Raw genomic sequence first — 23786 nt, forward strand, 5'->3', positions numbered from 1 at the left:
CGTTAGCTGACGTGGCGTCAGATGGACAGGGATCCGGCGGGCTCGCGCTCCTCGGCCGGAGCGGGTGCGTCCGGGACCGCCGTGCGCGGCAGCACGGCGTACAGCACGCCCGAGGTCAGGATGCCGGCCGCCCAGCCCAGGCCGTTCTGCCCGATCCAGGTGGTGGCGAGCGGTCCGCTGAACCAGTCCACCTTGGTGAACAGCAGGCCCGCCGCCAGGGCGAGGGCCCACGCGGTCATCGCCTGCCAGGCGAAACCGCCCCGGTACCAGTAGGCGCTGGTCCGCGTGGTGTCCAGGAGGGCGGGGCCGTCGTAGGTCCTGCGGCGCAGCATGTCGACGCCGAAGACGCCGATCCACGCGGAGAAGGCCACGGCCAGCAGGGTCAGGAAGGAGATGAAGGAGCCGAAGAAGCTGGTCGCGACCACCATCAGCATGAAGCCGAAGACGAGGCTGATGACGGCGTTGACGCTGACCGCCCACGCGCGCGGGACCTTGATGCCGAGGGTCTGCGCGGTGAAGCCGGCCGAGTACATGGACATCGAGTTGATGAGCAGCATGCCGACGAGGGCGATGAGCAGGTACGGGACCGCGATCCAGGTCGGCAGCAGCTCGCCGATGAAGGAGACCGGGTCCTGCGCGGTGGCCAGGTCCGGGGTGCCGACGGCCATCACCGCGCCCATCAGGACCATCGGGAGCACGACCACGCCGGCGCCGCCGATCGTCGCGCCGACCAGGCCCTTGGACGAGGCGGTACGCGGCAGGTAGCGGGTGAAGTCGGGGCCGGACGGCACCCAGCTGATGCCGCCGGCGGCGATGGTGCCGATGCCCGCGACCATCATCGCGGTGGAACCGGCCGGCTTGCCGAAGACGGCGGACCAGTCGGTGGTGGCGACCAGGTACCCCAGGACCAGCACGCTGAAGGCGCCGAAGAGGTACGTCGACCACTTCGAGCAGACGCGCAGCGCGTTGATGCCCAGCCCCGAGACCACGAAGGTGCAGCCCACGAAGAACAGCAGGGTGACGACGATCAGCGGGGTGCTGCTCTTGATGCCGAAGAGCAGGTCGAGCACGGTCAGCACCGCATAGGCGCCGCTGACCGCGTTGATGGTCTCCCAGCCCCACCGGGCCACCCAGATCAGGGCGCCGGGGAAGAGGTTGCCGCGCTGGCCGAACACGGCCCGGGAGAGCGCCATGCCGGGGGCGCCGCCCCGCTTCCCGGCGATCGAGATCACCCCCACGATCCCGTACGAGACGACCGGTGCGGCGACCGCGACGATCAGCACCTGCCAGATGTTGAGCTCGTTGAAGATCACCAGGCCCGCGCCCATGGTCAGCAGCAGCACGCTGATGTTGGCGGCGACCCAGGTGGGGAAGAGCTCGCGGACCCGGCCGCTGCGCTCGCCGTCCGGGACCGGCTCCAGGCCGCGGGTCTCTATCGCGGTCTCTTCGGCAGACATGCAGTTACTCCGTGGGGGAGGGCGTGGAGGGAAGTCGCTCATCATCGTAGATGTGCTGCTAAAACTACAAATAGAGGCTTACGGTCCGACGGGAACGTCCAGGGTCCGGGCTCCGGGGCTGTTGTGGCCGATACTGGGTGGGTTATGGACATCCTCATCCTTGCTGTAGTCATCGCCCTGGTCGCGGTCGGCGCGATCAGCGGGCTCGTGGTCAGCAGCCGCAAGAAGAAGCAGCTGCCGCCCACGGCGCCGTCGAGCACGCCGACCATCACTGCCCCGCCCGCCGAACCCCAGGTGGGGGAGGACGCCGCACCGACGGTCGAAGAGCCGCGCCGCACCATCGAGGAGGTCGCCCTCCCCGACGCGGAGGCCGCCCTCGCGACGCCGGCCGCCGTCGAGGACCCGGTCGTGGAGGCTCCGCCCGCGCCCGTGATCGAGGTGCCCGAGCCCACCGCCGGCCGCCTGGTCCGGTTGCGCGCCCGCCTCGCCCGGTCGCAGAACTCCCTCGGCAAGGGGCTGCTCACGCTGCTCTCCCGGGAGCACCTCGACGAGGACACCTGGGAGGAGATCGAGGAGACGCTCCTCGTCGCCGACGTCGGTGTCGTCCCGACCCAGGAGCTGGTCGACCGGCTCCGCGAGCGGGTCAAGGTGCTCGGCACCCGCACCCCGGCGGACCTGCGCGCCCTGCTCAAGGAGGAGCTGCTGACCCTGCTCGGCACCGACTTCGACCGCGCCGTGAAGACGGAGAGCGGCGAGGACACCCCGGGCGTGATCATGGTCGTCGGCGTCAACGGCACCGGCAAGACCACCACCACCGGCAAGCTGGCGCGCGTGCTCGTCGCCGACGGCCGCAGCGTGGTGCTCGGCGCGGCCGACACCTTCCGCGCCGCCGCCGCCGACCAGCTCCAGACCTGGGGCGAGCGCGTGGGCGCCCGCACGGTACGCGGCCCCGAGGGCGGCGACCCGGCGTCGATCGCCTACGACGCCGTCAAGGAGGGCATCGCCGAGGGCGCCGACGTGGTGCTCATCGACACCGCGGGCCGCCTGCACACCAAGACCGGTCTGATGGACGAGCTCGGCAAGGTCAAGCGCGTCGTGGAGAAGCACGGTCCGCTCGACGAGATCCTGCTGGTCCTGGACGCCACCACCGGCCAGAACGGCCTGACCCAGGCCCGCGTCTTCGCCGAGGTCGTGGACATCACCGGCATCGTGCTGACCAAGCTCGACGGCACCGCCAAGGGCGGCATCGTCATCGCCGTCCAGCGCGAGCTCGGCGTCCCGGTCAAGCTCGTCGGCCTCGGCGAGGGCCCGGACGACCTGGCGCCCTTCGAGCCGGAGGCGTTCGTGGACGCCCTGATCGGCGACTGAGAGCCGTACCCCGCACAGACGGGTGCCCCCGCGTTCCGGCCGGAACGCGGGGGCACCCGTCTGTGCGGCGGCGGAGGTACGGCTACCGGCGGAAGCGGTGGCAGATGTACGCGAGGGTGCCGAGCAGCAGCCGGGCCTGCGGCGGGCCCCCGGCCGAGTCGAGCGCGGGCGGCCGCAGCCAGCAGACCTGGCCGAGCCCGGCCCGGTCGGAGGGCGGGGCCGTCACGTAGCTGCCGTGGCCCAGCGCCCGCAGGTCCAGGTCGGCGTCGTCCCATCCCATCCGGTACAGCAGCTCCGGCAGTTCGGCCGCGGCGCCCGGCGCCACGAAGAACTGCGCCCTGCCGTCCGCGGTCACGATGACCGGCCCGAGCGGCAGGCCCATCCGCTCCAGCCGGACCAGCGCCCGCCGTCCCGCCTCCGCGGAGACCTCGATGACGTCGAAGGAGCGGCCGACGGGGAGGAGCACCGCCGCGCCCGGGTACTCGCCCCAGGCCTCGGTGACCTCGTCCAGGGTGGCCCCGGCCTTGACCGTGGGGGCGAAGGCGAGCGGATGCGCCCCGGGGGCGGTGCACTGCGCGTCCCCGCAGGAGCAGTCCCGTGCGGGCGCCGCGGCGCGGGCGCCGGGGACCACGTCCCAGCCCCACAAGCCGCTGTACTCCGCCACCGCCGTGCACTCCGAGGTCCGGCCGCGGCGCCGGGCACCGGAGCGGAACTCCTTGGTGCCACGGCTGCCGCCGATCGTGAAGCCCATGCCCATGCCCCCTCCAACGGGTCGGACGCTCCGGTGGTTACGACATCGGTGGGACCGGCGCACTCATTGCCGTGTGCGCCCCGAGCGCACTCCAGTCCATCCGATCCGTTTTCACCTTGGTGTCAAGTGAATCGCGCCTGGCCGCCGGCGAGTTCATTCGAAGGGGTGGCGAATGGTGGCGTTTCCGGAATCGACCTCGCCGGAGGGGTGATCGTAGGATTACTTTCGGTACACGAACCCCGAAGGCAGGCCCGTCCGTGGGTATGCCGGAGGCAATACGTGAAGGACTCGTGAAGGTCCGTGGCGGCGCTCGCCGCTCCCGTCAGGGTTTCGTGTGGAAGAGACGATGCGGATGGGGGCGTTCCAGTGAGCGGCAACGGCGCAAGCGGAACGGGCGACGAGTCTGTGGAGCCTGCCGACCGGAACGTCCAGCTGACGTCGTGGTTCGTCCGCAGCGGCTGGTCGAAGGGCGAACTCGCCCGCCAGGTCAACCGCCGGGCCCGCCAGATGGGCGCGCACCACATCAGCACGGACACCTCCCGCGTGCGCCGCTGGCTCGACGGCGAACAGCCCCGCGAGCCCGTCCCGCGGATCCTCTCCGAGCTGTTCTCGGAGCGCTTCGGCTCCGTCGTCGCCATCGAGCAGCTCGGCCTGCGCACCGCCCACCAGACGCCCTCCGTCTCCGGCGTGGACCTGCCCTGGGCCGGCCCGCAGACCGTCGAACTGCTCGGCGAGTTCTCCCGCAGCGACCTGATGCTGGCCCGCCGGGGCTTCCTCGGGACCTCGCTCGCCCTCTCCGCCGGCCCCGCCCTCATCGAGCCCATGCAGCGCTGGCTCGTCCCGGCCCCGGCCGCCGACCCGGGGACGCGTGCGACGGGGCCGGCGGGCGTCCTCGGCGGCCCCCGCCCGCCGCGGCTCTCCGAACCCGAGCTCGACCTCCTCGACGCCACCACCGTCATGTTCCGCCAGTGGGACGCCCAGTGCGGGGGCGGCCTGCGCCGCAAGGCCGTGGTGGGCCAGCTCCACGAGGTCACCGACCTGCTCCAGGAAAACCACCCGGCCCCCGTCATGAAGCGGCTCTTCAAGGTCGCCGCGGAGCTCGCAGAACTGGCCGGCTGGATGAGCTACGACATCGGCCTGCACCCCACCGCGCAGAAGTACTTCGTCCTCGCGCTGCACGCCGCGAAGGAGGCCGGGGACAAGCCGCTCGGCTCGTACATCCTCTCCGGCATGAGCCGCCAGATGATCCACCTGGGCCGCCCCGAGGACGCCCTGGAACTCATCCACCTCGCGCAGTACGGAAGCCGCGACTGCGCCGGCCCGCGCACCCAGGCCATGCTGTATGCGATGGAGGCCCGCGCCTACGCCAACATGGGGCAGCCCAGCCGCTGCAAGCGGGCCGTGCGGATGGCCGAGGACACCTTCGGCGACGTCGGCTTCGGGGGCGAGCCCGAACCCGACTGGATCCGCTTCTTCTCCGAGGCCGAGCTGAACGGCGAGAACTCCCACTCCTACCGGGACCTGGCCTACGTCGCCGGGCGCAGCCCCACGTACGCCTCCCTCGCCGAACCCGTGATGGAGCGGGCCGTCGAACTCTTCGAGAAGGACGAGGAGCACCAGCGCTCCTACGCCCTCAACCTCGTCGGCATGGCCACCGTCCACCTGCTCCAGCGCGAGCCCGAACAGGCCACCGTCCTCGTCGGCCGGGCCCTCGACGTGGCGCAAAAGGTTCGGTCCGAGCGGGTGAACACCCGGCTCCGCAAAACCGTCGACACCGCCGCGCGTGAGTACGGCGACGTCGCCGACGTGGTCCGGCTCACCGACATCCTCGCCGCCCGGCTCCCCGAAGCCGCGGAGGCCGTCTGACGGCCCACCCGGCCGCCCCCGAGGCCCCGGCCGCGGCAGTCAACCCCGTGAAGCCCGATCAGGCTCCCCCAGCCAGGACGTCCGGGCACTGCCGCGGCCGGTTTTTGATCAACGGTTCGTTCATGGACGCGTAACACGCCCGACCTCTTCGTCACGGGCACGAAACACCTGGCGGCGCCGCCGGAAACCGGCCTGCGCGAATCTCAGGGCCAATAACCGGCCAGTTCCACACGCCGCCGCTCAGGTTTTCACGATCGCCCGCACGCGAACGTACCGACGACGAGGAGACGCCGATGGCATCAGCCATCACGACCCTCGCTGCAGACGCCCCGACGCTGTCTGCCGCGAACACCGGGTTCATGCTCATCTGCTCCGCCCTGGTCATGCTGATGACCCCGGGCCTCGCCTTCTTCTACGGAGGCATGGTCCGAGTCAAGAGCAGCCTCAACATGCTGATGATGAGTTTCGTCAGCCTCGGGATCGTCACGATCCTGTGGGTGCTCTACGGCTTCAGCCTCGCCTTCGGCACCGACTCCGGCTCCCTCATCGGCTGGAACTCCGACTACGTGGGCCTCAGCGGCATCGGCATCACCGAGCTGTGGGACGGCTACACCATCCCGGTCTACGTCTTCGCGGTCTTCCAGCTGATGTTCGCGGTCATCACCCCGGCACTGATCAGCGGCGCCCTCGCCGACCGCGTGAAGTTCAGCGCGTGGGCCCTGTTCACCGGCCTGTGGGTCACCGTCGTCTACTTCCCCGTCGCCCACTGGGTCTGGGGCGCGGGCGGCTGGCTCTTCGAGCTCGGCGTCATCGACTTCGCGGGCGGCACCGCCGTCCACATCAACGCCGGCGCCGCCGCCCTCGGCGTGATCCTGGTCATCGGCAAGCGCGTCGGCTTCAAGAAGGACCCGATGCGCCCGCACAGCCTCCCCCTGGTGATGCTCGGCGCCGGCCTCCTCTGGTTCGGCTGGTTCGGGTTCAACGCCGGCTCCTGGCTCGGCAACGACGACGGCGTCGGCGCGGTCATGTTCGTCAACACCCAGGTCGCCACGGCCGCCGCCATGCTCGCCTGGCTCGCCTACGAGAAGCTGCGCCACGGCTCCTTCACCACCCTCGGCGCCGCCTCCGGCGCGGTCGCGGGCCTCGTCGCCATCACTCCCGCGGGCGGTGCCGTCAGCCCGCTCGGCGCGATCGCCGTCGGCGCCATCGCCGGTGTGCTGTGCGCCATGGCGGTGGGCCTCAAGTACAAGTTCGGCTACGACGACTCCCTCGACGTGGTCGGCGTGCACCTCGTCGGCGGTGTCGCCGGCTCCCTGCTCGTGGGCCTCTTCGCCACCGGCGGGGTCCAGTCCGACGTCGCGGGCCTCTTCTACGGCGGCGGCCTGGAGCAGCTCGGCAAGCAGGCCATCGGAGTCTTCTCCGTCCTCGCCTACTCTCTCGTGGCGTCCGCGCTGCTCGCCTTCCTGCTCGACAAGACGATCGGGATGAGGGTCACCGAGGACGACGAGGTCTCCGGCATCGACCAGGTCGAACACGCCGAGACCGCCTACGACTTCAGCGGAGCGGGCGGCGGAGCCTCCTCCCGGAGCACCGCCGCACCCGCCCCCGCCGCGAGCAAGAAGGTTGACGCATGAAGCTGATCACCGCGATCGTCAAGCCGCACAAGCTGGACGAGATCAAGGAAGCCCTCCAGACCTTCGGAGTCCAGGGACTCACGGTCACCGAGGCCAGCGGCTACGGCCGCCAGCGCGGCCACACCGAGGTCTACCGCGGCGCCGAGTACACCGTGGACCTCGTACCGAAGATCCGCATCGAGGTGCTCACCGAGGACGCCGACGCCGACGAGGTGATCCGGGTCATCGTGAGCGCCGCCGCCACCGGAAAGATCGGCGACGGCAAGGTGTGGAGCGTCCCCGTGGACTCGGTGGTCCGGGTCCGCACCGGCGAGCGCGGCGCTGACGCGCTCTAGGTGACGGGAGCTCCTGGGTGACGAGCGTCGAAGACTCCACGGACCACACGGCCGACTCGGGACCCAGCGGATACGCCGCGGCCCGGCTGCGACTCCTCCAGGAGGAGTCGCGGTCCGGGCCCTCGCGGCGTTCCGCCCTGGCCGGGCTGACCGACCAATGGCTGAACGCCCTGTTCACGTCCGCCGTCCGGGAGACCGGCGTACGCGGCGCCTCCCTGGTGGCCGTCGGCGGCTACGGGCGGGGCGAACTCTCCCCGCGCAGCGACCTCGACCTGGTCCTGCTGCACGACGGCAAGGCCGAGCCCCGGCAGCTCAGCGCGCTGGCCGACCGCCTCTGGTACCCCGTGTGGGACCTGGGCCTCGCCCTGGACCACTCCGTACGGACACCTGGCGAGGCCCGCAAGACGGCCGCCGAGGACCTCAAGGTGCACCTCGGACTGCTGGACGCCCGGCCGGTCGCCGGAGACGCCGGCCTCCTCGCGGGCCTGCGCACCTCCGTCCTGGCCGACTGGCGGAACCTCGCTGCCAAACGCCTCCCGCAGCTGCACTCCCTGTGCCGGGAGCGGGCCGAGCGGGCCGGGGAGCTCCGCTTCCTGCTCGAACCCGACCTCAAAGAGGCCCGCGGCGGGCTCCGGGACGTCACCGCACTGCGGGCGGTGGCGGCGTCCTGGCTCGCCGACGCTCCGCGCGAGGGCCTCGCCGAGGCCCGGCGGCGGCTCCTGGACGCCCGGGACGCCCTGCACCTGGTGACGGGCCGGGCCACCGACCGGCTCGCGCTCCAGGAACAGGACGGGGTCGCGCAGCAGCTCGGGCTGCTCGACGCGGACGCGCTGCTCCGCGAGGTGTACGAGGCCGCGCGGGTCGTCGCGTACGCCGGCGACGTGACCTGGCGCGAGGTCGGGCGGGTGCTGCGGGCGCGCTCGGCCCGGCCGCGGCTGCGCGGCCTGCTGGGCACCCGGGGCCCCGCGGCGGCCCCGCGGGCCCCGCTCGCCGAAGGGGTCGTGGAGTCCGACGGCGAGGCCGTACTGGCCCTGGCCGCGCGCCCCGACCGCGATCCGGTGCTGGCGCTGCGGCTCGCCGCGGCCGCCGCCCAGGCGGGGCTGCCCGTATCGCTGCACGCCCTGCGCAGGCTCGCCTCCCAGGGCAAACCACTGCCCGTGCCGTGGCCGGCGGAGGCCCGCGAACAGCTGCTGACGCTGCTGGGCGCGGGGGAGCCGACGGTGGCCGTGTGGGAGGCCCTGGAGGCGGAGGGCCTGATCACGCGCCTGCTGCCCGACTGGGAGCGGGTACGGTGCCGCCCCCAGCGCAATCCGGTCCACACCTGGACCGTGGACCGGCACCTGATCGAGACGGCGGTGCGCGCCTCGGCCCTCACCCGCCGGGTCGGACGCCCCGACCTGCTCCTGATGGCCGCCCTGCTGCACGACATCGGCAAGGGCTGGCCGGGGGACCACTCGGTGGCGGGCGAGACGATCGCCCGCGACGTCGCCGCCCGGGTCGGCTTCGACGCGCAGGACATCGACGTGCTGGGTGCGCTCGTACGCCACCACCTGCTGCTGATCGACACCGCGACCCGGCGCGACCTGGACGACCCGGCGACCGTCCGCTCGGTCGCCGAGGCCGTGGGGTCGGTGCGGACGCTGGAGATACTGCACGCCCTGACCGAGGCGGACGCCCTGGCCACCGGGCCGGCGGCGTGGAGCGCGTGGCGGGGATCGCTGGTCGCGGACCTCGTCGCGAGGGTGGCCGCCGTGCTGCGGGGGACGCCGCAGGAGGTGCGGGAACCGGAGATCCCGACGACCGAACAGGAACGGCTGGCGGTGGAGGCCCTGCGCACCGGGGAGCCCGTGCTCGCCCTGCACGCCCGCCAGGAGGAGGACGCGGTCGGCGTGGAGCTGGTCGTGGCCGTCCCCGACCAGCCGGGCGTCCTCCCGGCCGTGGCCGGGGTGCTCGCCCTGCACCGGCTGACCGTCCGGGCGGCCGACCTGCGCTCCGTGGAGCTCCCGGACCGGCTCGGCGAGGTCCTGGTGCTGCGGTGGCGGGTGGCGGCCGAGTACGGGGCCCTGCCCGAGGCCGCCCGGCTGCGCACCGACCTGGTCCGTGCGCTGGACGGCTCGCTGGACGTGCCGGCGAAGCTGGCGGACCGCGAGGCGGCGTACCCGCGCCGGCGCGGGGTGGTACCGCCGCCGCCCCGGGTCACGGTGGTCGCGGAGGTCTCCTCCCTGGCCACGGTCCTGGAGGTACGGGCACCCGACGCGGTGGGCCTGCTGCACCGCATCGGCCGAGCCCTGGAGTCGGCGGGGGTCCGGGTGCGCAGCGCGCACGTCTCGACGCTGGGCGCGAATGCCGTGGACACCGTGTACGTGGTCGACGGCGACGGCAAGCCCCTGCCTCCCCGGGAGGCCGCCGCCCTGGCTGCCGCGGTGCAGGAGGCCCTGTCGTAGGCAGAGCGCCCGTCGCCGGGCGCCCTGCCCGGGACCCCCGGGCAGGGCCCCGGCAGGGACCGGGATCGGACCGCAGGGTCCACCGCGTGGCGCGGCCCGATACCCTGGGGGACGACCACAACGCCCCCGACCCGAGGAATCGCGACCACCGTGTTCGATACGCTCTCCGACCGCTTGGCGAATACCTTCAAGGGCCTGCGCGGCAAAGGCCGGCTGTCCGAGGCTGACATCGACTCCGCGGCCCGGGAAATCCGTATCGCCCTCCTCGAGGCCGACGTCGCCCTCCCGGTCGTCCGCTCCTTCATCGCGAACGTCAAGGAACGCGCGCGCGGCGAAGAGGTCAGCAAGGCCCTGAACCCGGGCCAGCAGGTCCTGAAGATCGTCAACGACGAGCTCGTCACGATCCTCGGCGGCGAGACCCGGCGGCTGCGCTTCGCCAAGACGGCCCCCACCGTGATCATGCTCGCCGGTCTCCAGGGTGCCGGTAAGACCACCCTGGCCGGAAAGCTCGGCCTGTGGCTCAAGGGGCAGGGCCACACCCCGCTCCTCGTCGCGTGCGACCTCCAGCGGCCCAACGCCGTCAACCAGCTCTCCGTCGTCGCCGACCGCGCGGGCGTGGCGTTCTACGGCCCCCAGCCGGGCAACGGCGTCGGCGACCCGGTCCAGGTCGCGAAGGACTCCATCGAGTACGCGCGCACCAAGCAGCACGACATCGTCATCGTCGACACCGCCGGCCGCCTCGGCATCGACGTCGAGATGATGCAGCAGGCCGCCGACATCCGCGACGCGGTCTCGCCCGACGAGATCCTGTTCGTCGTCGACGCCATGATCGGCCAGGACGCGGTCAACACCGCCGAGGCCTTCCGCGACGGCGTCGGCTTCGACGGCGTGGTGCTCTCCAAGCTCGACGGCGACGCCCGTGGCGGTGCCGCGCTCTCTATCGCGCACGTCACCGGCAAGCAGATCATGTTCGCCTCGAACGGCGAGAAGCTCGACGAGTTCGACGCCTTCCACCCGGACCGCATGGCGGGCCGGATCCTCGACATGGGTGACATGCTCACCCTCATCGAGCAGGCCGAGAAGACCTTCTCGCAGGCCGAGGCCGAGAAGATGGCGGCCAAGCTCGCCAAGGGCCCCAAGGAGTTCACGCTCGACGACTTCCTGGCCCAGATGGAGCAGGTCCGCAAGATGGGCTCCATCTCCAAGCTGCTCGGCATGCTCCCCGGCATGGGGCAGATCAAGGACCAGATCAACAACATCGACGAGCGCGACGTGGACCGCACCGCCGCGATCATCAAGTCGATGACCCCGGCCGAGCGCCAGGACCCGACGATCATCAACGGCTCGCGCCGCGCCCGTATCGCCAAGGGCTCCGGCACCGAGGTCAGCGCGGTCAAGTCGCTCGTGGAGCGGTTCTTCGACGCCCGCAAGATGATGTCCCGCATGGCCCAGGGCGGCGGCATGCCCGGGATGCCGGGCATCCCGGGGATGGGCGGCGGCCCCGGTCGGCAGAAGAAGCAGGTCAAGCAGGCCAAGGGCAAGCGCAAGAGCGGCAACCCGATGAAGCGCAAGGAAGAGGAGGCCGCAGCCGCGGCCCGCCGAGAGCAGGGCCCGCAGGCGATCGAGCCCGCGGCCGGCGGCAACCCCTTCGGCCTTCCGGCGGGCGGCGGTCAGCCGGACCAGGAGTTCGACCTTCCGGACGAGTTCAAGAAGTTCATGAAGTAGTCCTGCGCAGGCAGCAGCCGGGGGCCCCGGCCGTGACATCACGTGATGCCACGGCCGGGGCCCTCCGCTTTCTGCAGGGGCAAGGGGCTGATTTGTCGCTTATGGTCGGCCGGGAGGACGGCAGAAGGAGGCGCCTGTGCCCAGCCCCACCCCCGTACCGCCCCGCGACCGGGCCGATACGCCCTGGCGCTCCGAGGGCGCGCCGCCCACGCCTCCGCCCAAGAAGCGGATGCCGGGCGGCTGGCGCGGGCTGATCCTCACCGCCCTGATCGTGTACCTGATCACCAACCTGGTGCTGTCCTTCTTCAACGAGGGGGACGAGCCAACGATCTCGTACACCGAGTTCAGCAAGCAGGTCGCCGACGGCAACGTCTCGAAGATCTACTCCAAGGGCGACGCGATCCAGGGCCAGCTGAAGGCCAAGCAGCCGCTGCCCGAGGGGGACAAGGGCGACTACACCAAGTTCGTCACCCAGCGGCCCGCCTTCGCCGACGACGACCTGTGGGCCGGCCTCACCAAGCAGAACGTGAACGTGACCGCGTCCCCGGTCGTCGTACAGCGCAGCTTCCTGGCCAACCTGCTGATCTCCCTGGCCCCGATGCTGCTCCTGGTCCTGCTGTGGGTGGTCATCGCCCGCCGGATGAGCGCGGGGATGGGCGGCGGCATCGGCGGGCTGGGCCGCAAGGCGCCGCCCAAGCCGGTGGAGTTGGAGCAGGGCGCCAAGCGCACCACCTTCGAGGACGTGGCGGGCATCGACGAGGTCGAGGGCGAGCTCAACGACGTCGTCGACTTCCTCAAGAACCCGCAGGCCTACCGGAAGCTCGGCGCACGGATGCCCGGCGGCGTCCTCCTGTCCGGCCCGCCCGGCACCGGAAAGACCCTCCTCGCCCGGGCAGTGGCCGGCGAGGCCGGGGTGCCGTTCTTCTCCGCCTCCGCCTCCGAGTTCATCGAGATGATCGTCGGAGTCGGCGCCTCCCGGGTGCGCGAACTCTTCACCGAGGCCCGCAAGGTGGCCCCCGCGATCATCTTCATCGACGAGATCGACACCATCGGGCGGGTGCGGGGCGGCGGCGGGGCCATGGGCGGCCACGACGAACGCGAACAGACCCTCAACCAGATCCTCACCGAGATGGACGGCTTCTCCGGCTCCGAGGGCGTGGTCGTGCTGGCCGCCACCAACCGGGCGGACGTCCTGGACCCCGCCCTGACCCGGCCCGGCCGCTTCGACCGGACGGTGGTCGTCTCCCCGCCCGACCGGGGCGGCCGTGAGGCCATCTTGCGCATCCACACCCGGGACATCCCGCTCGCCCCGAGCGTCGACCTCGCGCAGGTGGCCCGTACCACCCCCGGGATGACCGGCGCCGAACTGGCCAACCTGGCCAACGAGGCCGCACTGCTGGCCGTCAAACGCCAGCAGGACCAGGTCACCCAGTCCGACCTGTCCGACGCCCTGGAGAAGGTCCAGCTCGGCGCGGAGCGGTCCCTGGTCATGCCCTTGGAGGAGCGCCGCCGCACGGCGTACCACGAGAGCGGCCACGCCCTCCTGGGCATGCTCCAGCCGGGCGCCGACCCGGTCCGCAAGATCACCATCGTGCCCCGCGGCCGCGCCCTCGGCGTCACGCTCTCGACCCCGGACGCCGACCGCTACGCCTACACCGAGGAGTACCTGCGCGGCCGCATCATCGGGGCGCTCGGCGGCATGGCCGCCGAGCACGTCGTCTACGACGTCATCACCACGGGCGCGGAGAACGACCTCGAACAGGTCACCAACATCGTCCGCGGCATGGTCGGCCGCTGGGGCATGAGCGAGCGCGTCGGCAAGCTCACCGCCATCCCGTCCGACGGAGCCGGCCCGTACGGCCTCTCCGCCGCCCCCACCACCCTCGACGTGGTGGACCACGAGATGCGGCGGATCGTCGACGAGTGCTACGAGGAGGCCTGCCTCCTGCTGCGCGAGAACCGCCCGAAACTCGACGCCCTGGCCGAGGCCCTGCTCGCCAACGAGACCCTGGACGAAGCGGCCGCGTACGCAGCCGCCGGCATCACGCGCCTGACCAAGGGTCACGACACCGGCTGACCGGGTCGGGTTAGGCCATTCGGGCGATCACATACCGGAAGATGTTCGGCAGCCAAACGGCCCCGTCCGGCCGCTCGTACGGGTGAAGGGCGACGGCCAGCTCCTTCTCCGCCAGCGCGGGATCGGCCATCCCGAAGGGCGCGTCGTCCGCCGCCCCGGAGCCGGTGCCCGCGACGGGATAGAGCCCCGTCGACAGCAGGCCGCGCACCGCGCTGTCCACGTCCGCGTAGCCGAACGGGCAGAACACCCGCCCCGACCCGTCCGGGCGCAGCCCGGCCCGCTCCACGAGCGCGTCCAGGTCCCGCGGCGCGGGCCCGCCGCCCAGGACCGCGGGCACGGTGCATCTCTCCGCCGGGCCCCAGTCGGCCAGCACCACCGCCCCGCCGCGCCGGACCGAGGGCAGGGCCCGCTCCAGCGCCACCGGGTCGGGCGAGAAGGCCAGCAGGGCGTCGTACGGGCCGTCCGGCGACGGCTCCGCCGGCCTGGACGGCGGAGCCGCCAGCACGTCCAGGAGCCGCTCGCGGGCCAGCGCCCGCCGCGCCGGATCCGCCTCCACACCGGTGGCCGCGGCTCCCCGCCCGGCCGCCAGCAGCAGGGGCAGCCCGGCCCCGCAGCCGAGGCCCAGCAGCCGGTCTCCCGGCCCGACCTCCAGCCGGTCGTAGACCGCCTCGTACAGCGGTACCAGCATCCGTTCCTGGATCTCGGCCCAGTCCCGGGCGACGAGCGTCGCGGTCGGCGTCGGTGTCATAGAAAGAGCGCTCCTGATTCCATGTCGCCCCCTTGCCCCCGTTGACAGAGAACTCCCCATCGGCCGCCGCGTCCAGAGGAACGAGCCACCCGATTCACGCTCGGCGCGCCGGGCGCCGTACCATTCGCGCCATGGCAAAGGCACCCGTTCTCACCCCGCAGGCGGAGGATTTCCCCCGCTGGTACCAGGATCTGATCAACAAGGCCGAGCTGGCCGACAACGGTCCGGTCCGCGGCACCATGGTCATCCGACCGTACGGCTACGGCCTGTGGGAGCGGATGCAGCAGGAGATGGACGCGCGGATCAAGGACGCGGGCGCCCAGAACGCGTACTTCCCGCTGTTCATCCCGCAGTCGTACCTGACGAGGGAAGCCGAGCACGTCGAGGGCTTCGCCCCCGAGCTCGCCGTCGTCACGCACGGCGGCGGCAAGGAGCTGGAAGAGCCGGTCGTCGTCCGGCCCACCTCCGAGACGATCATCAACGACTACTTCTCCAAGTGGGTCCAGAGCTACCGCGACCTGCCCCTGCTGATCAACCAGTGGGCCAACGTGGTCCGCTGGGAGATGCGCCCCCGCGTGTTCCTCCGTACGAGCGAGTTCCTCTGGCAGGAGGGCCACACGGCCCACGCCACCTACGAGGACGCCCGCGACTACGCCGCCCGGATCCACACGGACGTCTACGGCGACTTCATGACGAACGTGCTCGGCATCGACGTCGTGCTCGGCCGCAAGACCGCCAAGGAGCGCTTCGCCGGCGCCATCAACACCCTCACCCTCGAGGGCATGATGGGCGACGGCAAGGCCCTGCAGCTGGGCACGAGCCACGAGCTCGGCACCAACTTCGCCAAGGCCTTCAACACGCAGTACCTGTCGAAGGAAGGCAAGCAGGAGCTGGTCTGGCAGACCTCGTGGGGCGTCTCGACCCGCATGGTCGGCGGCCTGATCATGTCCCACGGCGACGACAACGGCCTGCGCGTCCCGCCGCGCCTCGCCCACGTCCAGGTCGTCGTCATGGCGATCAAGGGCGACGAGGCCGTGGCGAAGGTCCGCGAGCTGGGCGCGCAGCTGAAGGCCGCCGGCATCCGCGTGCAGGTCGACGACCGCGTGGACACCCCCTTCGGCCGCCGCGCCGTGGACTGGGAGCTCAAGGGCGTACCGGTCCGCATCGAGATCGGCCCCCGCGACCTGGAGGCCGGCACCGCGATGCTGGCCCGCCGGATCCCGGGCGGGAAGACCCCGGTCCAGATCGACGCGCTCGCCGACCTGCTGCCCAAGGTGCTGGAGGAGGACCAGGCGCAGCTGCTGCGCGAGTCCCGCGAGCGCCGCGTGGCCCGTACCTCGGACGTCTCGACCATCGAGGAGGCCGCCGAGGCCGCCATCGCCGGTGGCTGGGCGCGCATTCCGTGGGCCGACCTGGGCCCGGAGGGCGAGGCGAAGCTGGCCGAGCAGGCCGTCTCCGTGCGCTGCCTGATCGCCGAGGACGGGTCCGTTCCGCAGGCGGACGACGCCCCCGGTACCCTCGCGATCGTCGCGCGCTCCTACTGATCCGCATCCACGCCCCGGCGCGCGGCCTGTGCCGCGCGCCGGGGCTGATGTGTGCCGGTCGCCGTTACGTACCGACTCCTCCTGAGATCGACGCACCCGTCCTCGTCGGGATGCATGAGACTGAACTGACTGGTACGTGCAAAAAATTTGGAATGGCCCGGAATCGGAACACCGGGGCACCCCGGCTCGTTGTCACGACGTGAGCACGACACCACCTGTTCTCGCCGCAGAGCTGGCGCAGGCGTGGGCCGACATTCAGCGGTACCACCCCGAGCTGCCTGACCTTGCCGCGCCCGAGTCCCTGATCGGAGAGTCCTCGTCCGCCTGCGGCGCCGAGCTCTCCTTCGAGCGACTGCTGCACGAGGCAGTCCACGGCATTGCCGCCGCCCGCGGTGTCCGCGACACCTCGCGCGCCGGCCGCTACCACAACCGCAGATTCCTCGCGATCGCCGAGGAGATGGGGCTGGACCACTCCGAGGAGCCCCATGCGAGCAGCGGCTTCTCGCTGGTCGCGCTCAACCCCGAGGCGAAGCGGCGCTACCGGCCCACCATCGAGCGCCTGCAGCGCGCGCTGAAGGCGCACACGGCCGCCACCGCCGCCGACACCAAGCGCAGCTTCCGCGGACCGGCCGCCCGGCACGGCTCCTCCGGCGGCGGCGTGCGCGTCAAGGCGGTCTGCGACTGCGGGCGCAACGTGCGGGTGGTCCCCTCCGTGCTCGCCCAGGCGCCGATCGTGTGCGGCGGCTGCATGAAGCCCTTCCGCATCCCCGAGGTGGCCCTCTCGGCCGCCTCCTGAACCCGCGCGGCGGACCGGGCGGGGCACGCCCGGACGGGGTCGGGCGCACCGCGGGCCGCAGGGCGGCCCCGCCCGCGGGGCGAGGCGCGCGGGCGCCCGAGGGCGGGCCGGATCACCCCGCTCGGCAGCGCCGCAGGCGTATGGCACAATGGCTAGCTGTACTCGACAGTCGCATAGGACCCCTCTCTCCTCCGGCTGACGCGTCCATCGGGCACCCGAGTACCGCAACCCCACGTGGCATCTCATGTGCCCAACCACGTCAAGTTCAGGAGACACCACTCCAGTGGCAGTCAAGATCAAGCTCAAGCGCCTCGGCAAGATTCGCCAGCCGCACTACCGCATCGTCGTCGCCGACGCCCGTACCCGTCGGGACGGTCGCGCGATCGAAGAGATCGGTATCTACCACCCGACCTACAACCCGTCGCGCATCGAGGTCAACGCCGAGCGTGCGCAGTACTGGCTGTCCGTCGGCGCCCAGCCCACCGAGGCTGTGCTCGCCATCCTGAAGCTGACCGGTGACTGGCAGGCCCACAAGGGCCTCCCCGCCCCCGCGCCGCTGCTGCAGCCGGTGACGAAGGAAGACAAGCGTCGCTCCTTCGACGAGTTCGCCAAGGCCCTCGAGGGTGGCGACGCCAAGGGCGAGGCCATCACGCAGAAGGCGAAGAAGGCCGACAAGAAGGCGGACGAGGCTGAGGCCGCCGCCGAGTCGACCGAGGCCTGAGCATGCTCGAGGAGGCTCTTGAGCACCTCGTGAAGGGCATTGTGGACAACCCCGACGACGTGCAGGTCGCCTCGCGCAACCTGCGCCGCGGACAGGTGCTCGAGGTCCGGGTTCACCCCGACGACCTCGGCAAGGTGATCGGCCGCAACGGCCGCACCGCACGTGCTCTGCGTACTGTCGTGGGCGCCATCGGCGGACGGGGAATCCGCGTCGACCTCGTCGACGTGGACCAGGTCCGCTGAGCAGTTGAATCACCGGCACGGGCCGGGGAGGGCGTTGGTTGCCCACCCCGGCCCGAGTCGTTTCTGCCCACGGGCAGAGCAACCATTGACTGAGAAGCGACGACGGAGAGGTACCCCCTCCGCGAGAGCGGCGGCGGTTTGGCCGCAAAGAGGAGAGAGAACAGTGGAGCTGGTAGTCGCGCGGATCGGCCGCGCCCACGGCATCAAGGGTGAGGTCACCGTCGAGGTGCGCACCGACGAGCCGGAACTGCGGCTCAGTCCGGGCGCCGTGCTCCGGACCGAACCGGCGTCGGCGGGACCGCTGACCATCGAGGCCGGCCGGGTGCACAGCAGCCGGCTCCTGCTCCGATTCGCGGGGGTCAAGGACCGCACCGGCGCCGAGGCGCTGCGCAACATCCTGCTGATCGCGGACGTGGACCCGGCGGAGCTGCCGGAGGAGCCCGACGAGTACTACGACCACCAGCTGATGGACCTCGACGTCGTCCTGGAGGACGGCACCGAGATCGGCCGGATCACCGAGATCTCCCACCTGCCCTCGCAGGACCTCTTCATCGTCGAGCGGCCGGACGGCTCCGAGGTGATGATCCCCTTCGTGGAGGAGATCGTCGCCGAGATCGACCTGGAGGAGCAGCGCTGCGTCATCACCCCGCCGCCCGGGCTGATCGACGAGCGCGAAGCGGTCATCGACTCGGCCCGCGACGAGGACTCCCAGGACTCGAAGGGCTTCAAGGGCTCCGGGGACGACGCCTGATGCGTCTCGACGTCGTCACGATCTTCCCCGAGTACCTGGAACCGCTGAACGTCAGCCTCGTCGGCAAGGCGCGCGCCCGCGGCCAGCTCGACGTGCACGTCCACGACCTGCGGGACTGGACGTACGACCGGCACAACACGGTCGACGACACCCCCTACGGCGGCGGCCCCGGCATGGTCATGAAGACCGAGCCGTGGGGCGCGGCCCTGGACGAGGCGCTGGCCGACGGCTACGAGGCGGGCGCCCACGGCCCCGTCATGGTCGTCCCCACCCCCAGCGGCCGCCCCTTCACCCAGGAACTGGCCGTCGAACTGTCCGAGCGGCCCTGGATGATCTTCACGCCGGCCCGCTACGAGGGCATCGACCGCCGGGTCATGGACGAGTACGCCACGCGCATGCCGGTGTACGAGGTCTCCATCGGCGACTACGTCCTGGCGGGCGGCGAGGCCGCCGTCCTGGTGGTCACCGAGGCCGTGGCCCGGCTGCTCCCCGGAGTGCTCGGCAACGCCGAATCGCACCGCGACGACTCCTTCGCCCCCGGCGAGATGGCCAACCTGCTGGAGGGGCCCGTCTACACCAAGCCGCCCGAGTGGCGCGGCCGGGGCATCCCGGAGGTGCTGCTCAGCGGCCACCACGGGAAGATCGCCCGCTGGCGCCGGGACGAGGCCTTCCGCCGGACCGCCCGCAACCGTCCGGACCTGATCGAGCGCTGCGAGGCCTCCGCCTTCGACAAGAAGGACCGCGAGATCCTGTCCATCCTGGGCTGGCAGCCGTCCGCCGACGGCCGATTTTGGCGTAGGCCCGAGGCCGTGGAAGAATAGGCGGCTGCTGTGTGCTCGCGGACGCCCCTGCCACAGGGGGACCGTCGTCCGCCGGGTCCCACGGCTCCCGAATTCTCTACGGAAACCCGCACCGGCGACCTGTGGCGTCGTGCGAAGAAAGCAGACGAAGAACATGTCTCACCTGCTCGATGGCGTCAACGCCGCCGCGCTCCGCTCGGACGTCCCGGCCTTCCGCCCGGGTGACACGATCAACGTGCACGTCCGCGTGATCGAGGGCAACCGCTCCCGTATCCAGCAGTTCAAGGGTGTCGTCATCCGTCGCCAGGGCGCCGGTGTCTCCGAGACCTTCACCGTTCGCAAGGTCTCCTTCAGCGTCGGCGTGGAGCGTACCTTCCCGGTCCACTCCCCGATCTTCGAGAAGATCGAGCTCGTCACCCGCGGTGACGTGCGCCGCGCCAAGCTGTACTACCTCCGTGAGCTCCGCGGCAAGGCCGCGAAGATCAAGGAGAAGCGCGACAACTGAGGTCCCCTCCGGCGTTCCGGGGTGGCCGGATAGGCTCGCCCCCGATGGACACCGAAGCACCTCACTCGCAGCGCGGCCACTCTTCCCCCGTCAAGGGGGAGGGGTGGCCGCGTTGTGCGTTCTCCGCACTCCTGCGGCCGCTGACCTGGCGGCGGGCCGGAGTGCTCGGTGTGATCTGCACCGTCTTCCTGCTGCTGTTCAGCAATTTCGTGGTCCAGCCCTTCCTGATCCCGAGCCGCTCCATGGAGCCGACGCTCAAGGTCGGCGACCGGGTGCTGGTCGACAAGCTGGCTTACCGTTTCGGCGACCAGCCGCGCCGCGGTGACGTGGTGGTCTTCGACGGCACCGGGTCCTTCGTACGGGAACGCCCGGCGGGCCATCCGATCGGGGAGCTGCTGCACGGCGCGGCCTCGGCGCTCGGGCTCGCGGAGCCCGCCGACACCGACTTCGTCAAGCGGGTCGTGGGCGTCGGCGGCGACGACGTGGTGTGCTGCGATGCCGCCGGACGCATCGAGGTCAACGGCGCCCCGCTGGACGAGCCGTACCTCTACCCGGGCGACGCCCCCTCGAAGGTGCCCTTCCGGATCGTCGTACCCCTTGGGACCCTGTGGGTGATGGGTGATCATCGGTCCCAGTCCCGGGATTCGCGGGACCACCTGGGGGAACCGGGCGGGGGGATGGTGCCGGTGGAGAAGGTGATCGGGCGGGCCGGATGGATCGGCTGGCCCGTCTCGCGCTGGGGCACGGCCGGCGGCGGGCATGGGTAGCCGCGGGCGGCCGCGCGGCGGGCGGGAGCCCGAGCGCAGACCCGAGCCGGAGCCGGAACCCCCCGTGGTGGAGGGCGGCCGGGCCCAGCGGCGCCGGCTGGCCCGCAAGGTGCGGCGGCGCCGCCGCACGCGCCGCGCCGGTGAGCTGCCCCTGCTGGTGGTCGTCGCGCTGTGCATAGCCCTGCTCCTCAAGACCTTCCTGGTGCAGGCCTTCTTCATCCCGTCGGGGTCGATGGAGCAGACCATCCGGATCGGCGACCGGGTGCTGGTGGACAAGCTGACCCCGTGGTTCGGCTCCAAGGTCGAGCGCGGCGACGTCGTCGTGTTCAAGGACCCGGGCGGCTGGCTCAAGGGCGAGGTCGCCCGGCCGGCCCCGGACCCGGTGGGGGTCAAGCAGGTCAAGCAGGCCCTCACCTTCATCGGGCTGCTGCCCTCGGCGGACGAGCAGGACCTGATCAAGCGCGTCATCGGCGTCGGCGGGGACACCGTCAAGTGCTGCGACGCCCGGGGGCGGGTCACCGTCAACGGCTCGCCGCTCGATGAGCCCTACGTGAACGAGGGCAACGCGCCCTCCGAGATCCGCTTCGAGGTGCAGGTGCCGGCCGGCCGGATCTTCGTGATGGGCGACCACCGGGCGAACTCGGCCGACTCCCGCTACCACCTCGACGAGGCCTTCGAGGGAACGATCGACGAGAACGAGGTCGTGGGCGAGGCCGTGGTGATCGCCTGGCCGTTCGGGCACTGGCGCCGGCTGGAGACGCCCGCGACCTTCCGGATGGTCCCCGATCAGGCGAGTCGCGAGGCGCGCGGGCGTCGTCGGCGCCGTCGGCCCCTGCCGTTCGCATAGTGTGTCCTGGGTCTCCCGCGCCTTAGGGAACTCCCGCTCGTTAAGGGAGGGGAGGGCCCGTTTTCCGGTCGGAGCGGGCGGCGAATCCGAGTGAGGAGTGGATGTGGGGGACGTGGCGGTAGGCGCACGATCCGGACGCGACGAGGGTGAGGAGCGGCCGGACGACGCCGTCAAGCACGAGGCCGAGGAGGACGGCGGTACCAAGGCGCGCCCGCACCGCTCGTTCTGGAAGGAGCTCCCGCTCCTGATCGGTATCGCGCTGCTGCTTGCCCTGCTGATCAAGACCTTCCTCGTGCAGGCGTTCTCGATCCCGTCCGACTCGATGCAGAACACCCTGCAGCGCGGGGACCGGGTGCTGGTGGACAAGCTGACCCCGTGGTTCGGCTCCGAGCCCGAGCGGGGCGAGGTCGTCGTCTTCCACGACCCGGCGAACTGGCTGTCCGGAGAGCCCACCCCGGAGCCGAACCTCGCCCAGCAGATCCTCAGCAAGATCGGCCTGATGCCGGACGCCGCCGAGAAGGACCTGATCAAGCGCACCATCGCCATCGGCGGTGACACGGTCGAGTGCAAGAAGGGGGGACCGGTCGTCGTCAACGGCAAGGCGCTCGACGAGCCGTACATCTTCCCCGGCAACACCGCGTGCGACGACGCCCCGTTCGGTCCCCTCACCGTGCCCCAGGGCAAGATCTGGGTGATGGGCGACCACCGGCAGAACTCCCAGGACTCCCGCTACCACATGCAGGACTCCACCCAGGGCTTCGTGCCCGTCGACAAGGTCGTCGGGCGGGCCGTCGTGGTCGCGTGGCCGATCACCCGCTGGTCCACCCTGCCCATCCCCGACACCTTCGACCAGCCGGGCATCGGCAACCAGGCCGCGGCGACCGCGCTCGGCCTCGGCGCCGCCGGGCTGGCGCCGGTCGGGCTGGGTCCGGCCGCGCTGGGGCTCGCGGGCGCTGTGCCGCTCGTCATGTGGCGCCGGCGGAGGCTGACCGCGGGCCGTACCGCCGGGTAGGGTGCCGCCCAGGTCGACGATCCCGACGTGGGGGCGCTGCAATGGGCGGAACACAGGCAATACGCAGTGGCAAGGACGGCCACGGTGGTCTCGGCAACGTGTTGTCGGGCATCGCCGTGGCCGTCGGCTTCGCGCTCTTCCTCGGCGGTTTCGTGTGGGGGGCGCTGGTCTACCGCCCCTACACCGTCCCCACCGACTCGATGATGCCCACGGTGCTGCCCGGGGACCGGGTGCTGGCCCAGCGCATCGACGGCGGCGAGGTGCGCCGCGGGGACGTGGTCATCTTTACTGATTCCATGTGGAGCGATTCGCCCATGGTCAAGCGGGTCGTCGGCATCGGCGGCGACACCGTGAAGTGCTGCGGCGCGGGCGGCGAGCTGACGGTGAACGGCACGGTCCTCGACGAGCCGTACGCAGATCACGCCGAGCCCGCGTCGGGCCTGGCGATGCCGCCCGGGCAGGCCCCTGCGGCCTCGGGAACCCCCTTCGAAGTGACGGTTCCCGAGGGGAACCTCTTCCTGCTCGGCGACCGCCGGGCCGCCTCCGTCGACTCCCGGGCCCATCTGCAGGAGGCCGGGCAGGGCACCGTGCCCCGGTCGACGGTCAGTGCCCGCGTGGACGCGGTGGCCTGGCCTTCCACGGCGATGCTCGAGCGGCCGCGGACGTACGCGGCGCTGCCCGGCGGAATCTCCCGGCCCGGGCCGCTGCGACTGCAGCTCGTGGCCGTGGCGGCCGGTGCGGCCCTGGTGCTGCTGGGCGCCGCCTACGGGCCTTTCGTACGGGTTCTCGGGCGCGGGCGGCGGCGGGAGCGGGCCGGTGTCCGCTGACCCGGCGGCGGCCCCGGCTCCGGCGCCGGGCCCCGGACCCCGGAAGGTGTCGCGGTTGATCCTGCTCGACCCGGCGGACCGGATCCTGCTGCTGCACGGCTTCGAACCGGCGGATCCGGCGGACGACTGGTGGTTCACCCCGGGAGGCGGGCTGGAGGACGGCGAGAGCCGGGAGCAGGCGGCGCTGCGGGAGCTCGCGGAGGAGACGGGGATCACACAGGTGGATTTGGGGCCGGTGCTGTGGCACCGGTACTGCGCCTTCCCCTTCGACGGGCGCCGCTGGGAGCAGGACGAGTGGTACTTCCTGGCCCGAACCGCCCAGACGCAGACCCGGCTGGGCGGGCTCACGGAGCTGGAGCGTCGCAGTGTCACCGGAGCCAGGTGGTGGACCTCCGAGGAACTTCTCTCGGCGCGTGAGACGGTGTACCCGACCAGACTCGCCGAGCTGCTCCGTACGCTGCTCGACGACGGTCCTCCGGGTGCGCCGGTGGTCCTGGCCCCGGAAATCGTTTAGGGGCGCATGGGCCTGGCGCACAATAGGGGGACGCACGGCTGAAGGGGAACATGCC

22 protein-coding genes are annotated in these 23786 nt (G+C 71.7%); 19 read left to right on the forward strand and 3 right to left on the reverse strand.

Annotated features, from left to right (window positions below; genetic code table 11):
* Positions 1–17 precede the first annotated feature (17 nt).
* Positions 18–1457 carry a cytosine permease gene (locus tag ACIPUC_RS32530; RefSeq protein ID WP_446593980.1) on the reverse strand — a complete coding sequence of 480 codons (1440 nt, stop codon included), beginning with the start codon at positions 1455–1457 and terminating at the stop codon, positions 18–20.
* A gap of 144 nt (positions 1458–1601) precedes the next feature.
* Here ACIPUC_RS32530 and ftsY point away from each other — a divergent pair, with 144 nt between their 5' ends.
* A complete protein-coding gene (ftsY, locus tag ACIPUC_RS32535) occupies positions 1602–2825 on the forward strand; it encodes a signal recognition particle-docking protein FtsY (RefSeq protein WP_446593981.1) in 1224 nt (407 codons plus the stop codon).
* Positions 2826–2907: 82 nt separating this feature from the next.
* Here ftsY and ACIPUC_RS32540 read toward each other — a convergent pair whose 3' ends face one another.
* On the reverse strand, positions 2908–3576 hold the full coding sequence (locus ACIPUC_RS32540) for a bifunctional DNA primase/polymerase (RefSeq protein WP_446593982.1): 669 nt from the start codon (positions 3574–3576) through the stop codon (positions 2908–2910).
* A gap of 366 nt (positions 3577–3942) precedes the next feature.
* Between ACIPUC_RS32540 and nsdA the strand changes: the two genes are divergently transcribed.
* The 6 genes from nsdA (at position 3943) to ftsH (ending at position 13657) form a co-directional block, all read left to right on the forward strand.
* Positions 3943–5442, forward strand: coding sequence for a transcriptional repressor NsdA (gene nsdA / locus ACIPUC_RS32545; RefSeq protein WP_446593983.1), 1500 nt, complete (start codon positions 3943–3945; stop codon positions 5440–5442).
* A gap of 293 nt (positions 5443–5735) precedes the next feature.
* On the forward strand, positions 5736–7076 hold the full coding sequence (locus ACIPUC_RS32550; RefSeq protein WP_446593984.1) for an ammonium transporter: 1341 nt from the start codon (positions 5736–5738) through the stop codon (positions 7074–7076).
* On the forward strand, positions 7073–7411 hold the full coding sequence (locus tag ACIPUC_RS32555; protein WP_446593985.1) for a P-II family nitrogen regulator: 339 nt from the start codon (positions 7073–7075) through the stop codon (positions 7409–7411). Before ACIPUC_RS32550 ends, ACIPUC_RS32555 begins: the two co-directional genes overlap by 4 nt.
* Before the next feature lie 17 nt (positions 7412–7428).
* Positions 7429–9855: a [protein-PII] uridylyltransferase gene (locus tag ACIPUC_RS32560; RefSeq protein ID WP_446593986.1), complete on the forward strand. Its 2427-nt coding sequence runs from the start codon at positions 7429–7431 to the stop codon at positions 9853–9855.
* Between the two features lie 150 nt (positions 9856–10005).
* Positions 10006–11580, forward strand: coding sequence for a signal recognition particle protein (gene ffh, locus ACIPUC_RS32565; protein ID WP_446593987.1), 1575 nt, complete (start codon positions 10006–10008; stop codon positions 11578–11580).
* 136 nt (positions 11581–11716) lie between these two features.
* The gene (ftsH, locus tag ACIPUC_RS32570) at positions 11717–13657 is read left to right on the forward strand and encodes an ATP-dependent zinc metalloprotease FtsH (protein ID WP_446593988.1); all 1941 of its coding nucleotides are present in this window, start codon (positions 11717–11719) and stop codon (positions 13655–13657) included.
* A gap of 10 nt (positions 13658–13667) precedes the next feature.
* Here the strand turns inward: ftsH and ACIPUC_RS32575 are convergent, their stop codons facing one another.
* On the reverse strand, positions 13668–14405 hold the full coding sequence (locus ACIPUC_RS32575) for a methyltransferase type 11 (RefSeq protein WP_446593989.1): 738 nt from the start codon (positions 14403–14405) through the stop codon (positions 13668–13670).
* Between the two features lie 131 nt (positions 14406–14536).
* Here ACIPUC_RS32575 and proS point away from each other — a divergent pair, with 131 nt between their 5' ends.
* The 12 genes from proS to ACIPUC_RS32635 all read left to right on the forward strand — a co-directional run bounded on the left by proS (position 14537) and on the right by ACIPUC_RS32635 (position 23731).
* Positions 14537–15949: a proline--tRNA ligase gene (proS, locus tag ACIPUC_RS32580; RefSeq protein WP_446593990.1), complete on the forward strand. Its 1413-nt coding sequence runs from the start codon at positions 14537–14539 to the stop codon at positions 15947–15949.
* A gap of 199 nt (positions 15950–16148) precedes the next feature.
* Complete coding sequence (locus ACIPUC_RS32585) at positions 16149–16745, forward strand: hypothetical protein (RefSeq protein WP_362596933.1); 597 nt, start codon at positions 16149–16151, stop codon at positions 16743–16745.
* 283 nt (positions 16746–17028) lie between these two features.
* A complete protein-coding gene (rpsP, locus tag ACIPUC_RS32590) occupies positions 17029–17466 on the forward strand; it encodes a 30S ribosomal protein S16 (protein ID WP_446593991.1) in 438 nt (145 codons plus the stop codon).
* A 2-nt stretch (positions 17467–17468) separates the two neighbouring features.
* A complete protein-coding gene (locus ACIPUC_RS32595) occupies positions 17469–17708 on the forward strand; it encodes an RNA-binding protein (protein WP_007266827.1) in 240 nt (79 codons plus the stop codon).
* A gap of 163 nt (positions 17709–17871) precedes the next feature.
* On the forward strand, positions 17872–18459 hold the full coding sequence (rimM, locus tag ACIPUC_RS32600) for a ribosome maturation factor RimM (RefSeq protein ID WP_446593992.1): 588 nt from the start codon (positions 17872–17874) through the stop codon (positions 18457–18459).
* Positions 18459–19280 carry a tRNA (guanosine(37)-N1)-methyltransferase TrmD gene (trmD, locus tag ACIPUC_RS32605; protein ID WP_446593993.1) on the forward strand — a complete coding sequence of 274 codons (822 nt, stop codon included), beginning with the start codon at positions 18459–18461 and terminating at the stop codon, positions 19278–19280. The genes rimM and trmD overlap by 1 nt, the downstream gene beginning before the upstream one ends.
* A 133-nt stretch (positions 19281–19413) precedes the next feature.
* Positions 19414–19764: a 50S ribosomal protein L19 gene (gene rplS, locus ACIPUC_RS32610; protein ID WP_073911044.1), complete on the forward strand. Its 351-nt coding sequence runs from the start codon at positions 19414–19416 to the stop codon at positions 19762–19764.
* 44 nt (positions 19765–19808) lie between these two features.
* Entirely contained in the window at positions 19809–20531 is a 723-nt protein-coding gene (gene lepB, locus ACIPUC_RS32615; protein ID WP_446593994.1) for a signal peptidase I, read from the forward strand.
* Entirely contained in the window at positions 20524–21378 is an 855-nt protein-coding gene (gene lepB, locus ACIPUC_RS32620; protein WP_446593995.1) for a signal peptidase I, read from the forward strand. Before lepB (ACIPUC_RS32615) ends, lepB (ACIPUC_RS32620) begins: the two co-directional genes overlap by 8 nt.
* 112 nt (positions 21379–21490) lie before the next feature.
* Positions 21491–22390: a signal peptidase I gene (gene lepB / locus ACIPUC_RS32625; RefSeq protein WP_446593996.1), complete on the forward strand. Its 900-nt coding sequence runs from the start codon at positions 21491–21493 to the stop codon at positions 22388–22390.
* 41 nt (positions 22391–22431) lie between these two features.
* Entirely contained in the window at positions 22432–23217 is a 786-nt protein-coding gene (gene lepB, locus ACIPUC_RS32630; RefSeq protein ID WP_446593997.1) for a signal peptidase I, read from the forward strand.
* Positions 23207–23731, forward strand: a complete 525-nt coding sequence (locus ACIPUC_RS32635) for an NUDIX hydrolase (protein ID WP_446593998.1) — start codon at positions 23207–23209, stop codon at positions 23729–23731. Before lepB (ACIPUC_RS32630) ends, ACIPUC_RS32635 begins: the two co-directional genes overlap by 11 nt.
* Positions 23732–23786: the final 55 nt, after the last annotated feature.

This window comes from Streptomyces sp. LARHCF249, from assembly GCF_052871255.1.

What these genes read in the sequence shown, in the direction of transcription:
- ACIPUC_RS32530 (WP_446593980.1), bottom strand. Translation starts at nt 1,457, where the DNA reads ATGTCTGCCGAAGAGACCGCGATAGAGACCCGCGGCCTGGAGCCGGTC.
- ftsY (WP_446593981.1), top strand. Translation starts at nt 1,602, where the DNA reads ATGGACATCCTCATCCTTGCTGTAGTCATCGCCCTGGTCGCGGTCGGC.
- ACIPUC_RS32540 (WP_446593982.1), bottom strand. Translation starts at nt 3,576, where the DNA reads ATGGGCTTCACGATCGGCGGCAGCCGTGGCACCAAGGAGTTCCGCTCC.
- ACIPUC_RS32550 (WP_446593984.1), top strand. Translation starts at nt 5,736, where the DNA reads ATGGCATCAGCCATCACGACCCTCGCTGCAGACGCCCCGACGCTGTCT.
- ACIPUC_RS32555 (WP_446593985.1), top strand. Translation starts at nt 7,073, where the DNA reads ATGAAGCTGATCACCGCGATCGTCAAGCCGCACAAGCTGGACGAGATC.
- ACIPUC_RS32575 (WP_446593989.1), bottom strand. Translation starts at nt 14,405, where the DNA reads ATGACACCGACGCCGACCGCGACGCTCGTCGCCCGGGACTGGGCCGAG.
- proS (WP_446593990.1), top strand. Translation starts at nt 14,537, where the DNA reads ATGGCAAAGGCACCCGTTCTCACCCCGCAGGCGGAGGATTTCCCCCGC.
- ACIPUC_RS32595 (WP_007266827.1), top strand. Translation starts at nt 17,469, where the DNA reads ATGCTCGAGGAGGCTCTTGAGCACCTCGTGAAGGGCATTGTGGACAAC.
- trmD (WP_446593993.1), top strand. Translation starts at nt 18,459, where the DNA reads ATGCGTCTCGACGTCGTCACGATCTTCCCCGAGTACCTGGAACCGCTG.
- rplS (WP_073911044.1), top strand. Translation starts at nt 19,414, where the DNA reads ATGTCTCACCTGCTCGATGGCGTCAACGCCGCCGCGCTCCGCTCGGAC.
- lepB (WP_446593994.1), top strand. Translation starts at nt 19,809, where the DNA reads ATGGACACCGAAGCACCTCACTCGCAGCGCGGCCACTCTTCCCCCGTC.
- lepB (WP_446593995.1), top strand. Translation starts at nt 20,524, where the DNA reads ATGGGTAGCCGCGGGCGGCCGCGCGGCGGGCGGGAGCCCGAGCGCAGA.
- lepB (WP_446593997.1), top strand. Translation starts at nt 22,432, where the DNA reads ATGGGCGGAACACAGGCAATACGCAGTGGCAAGGACGGCCACGGTGGT.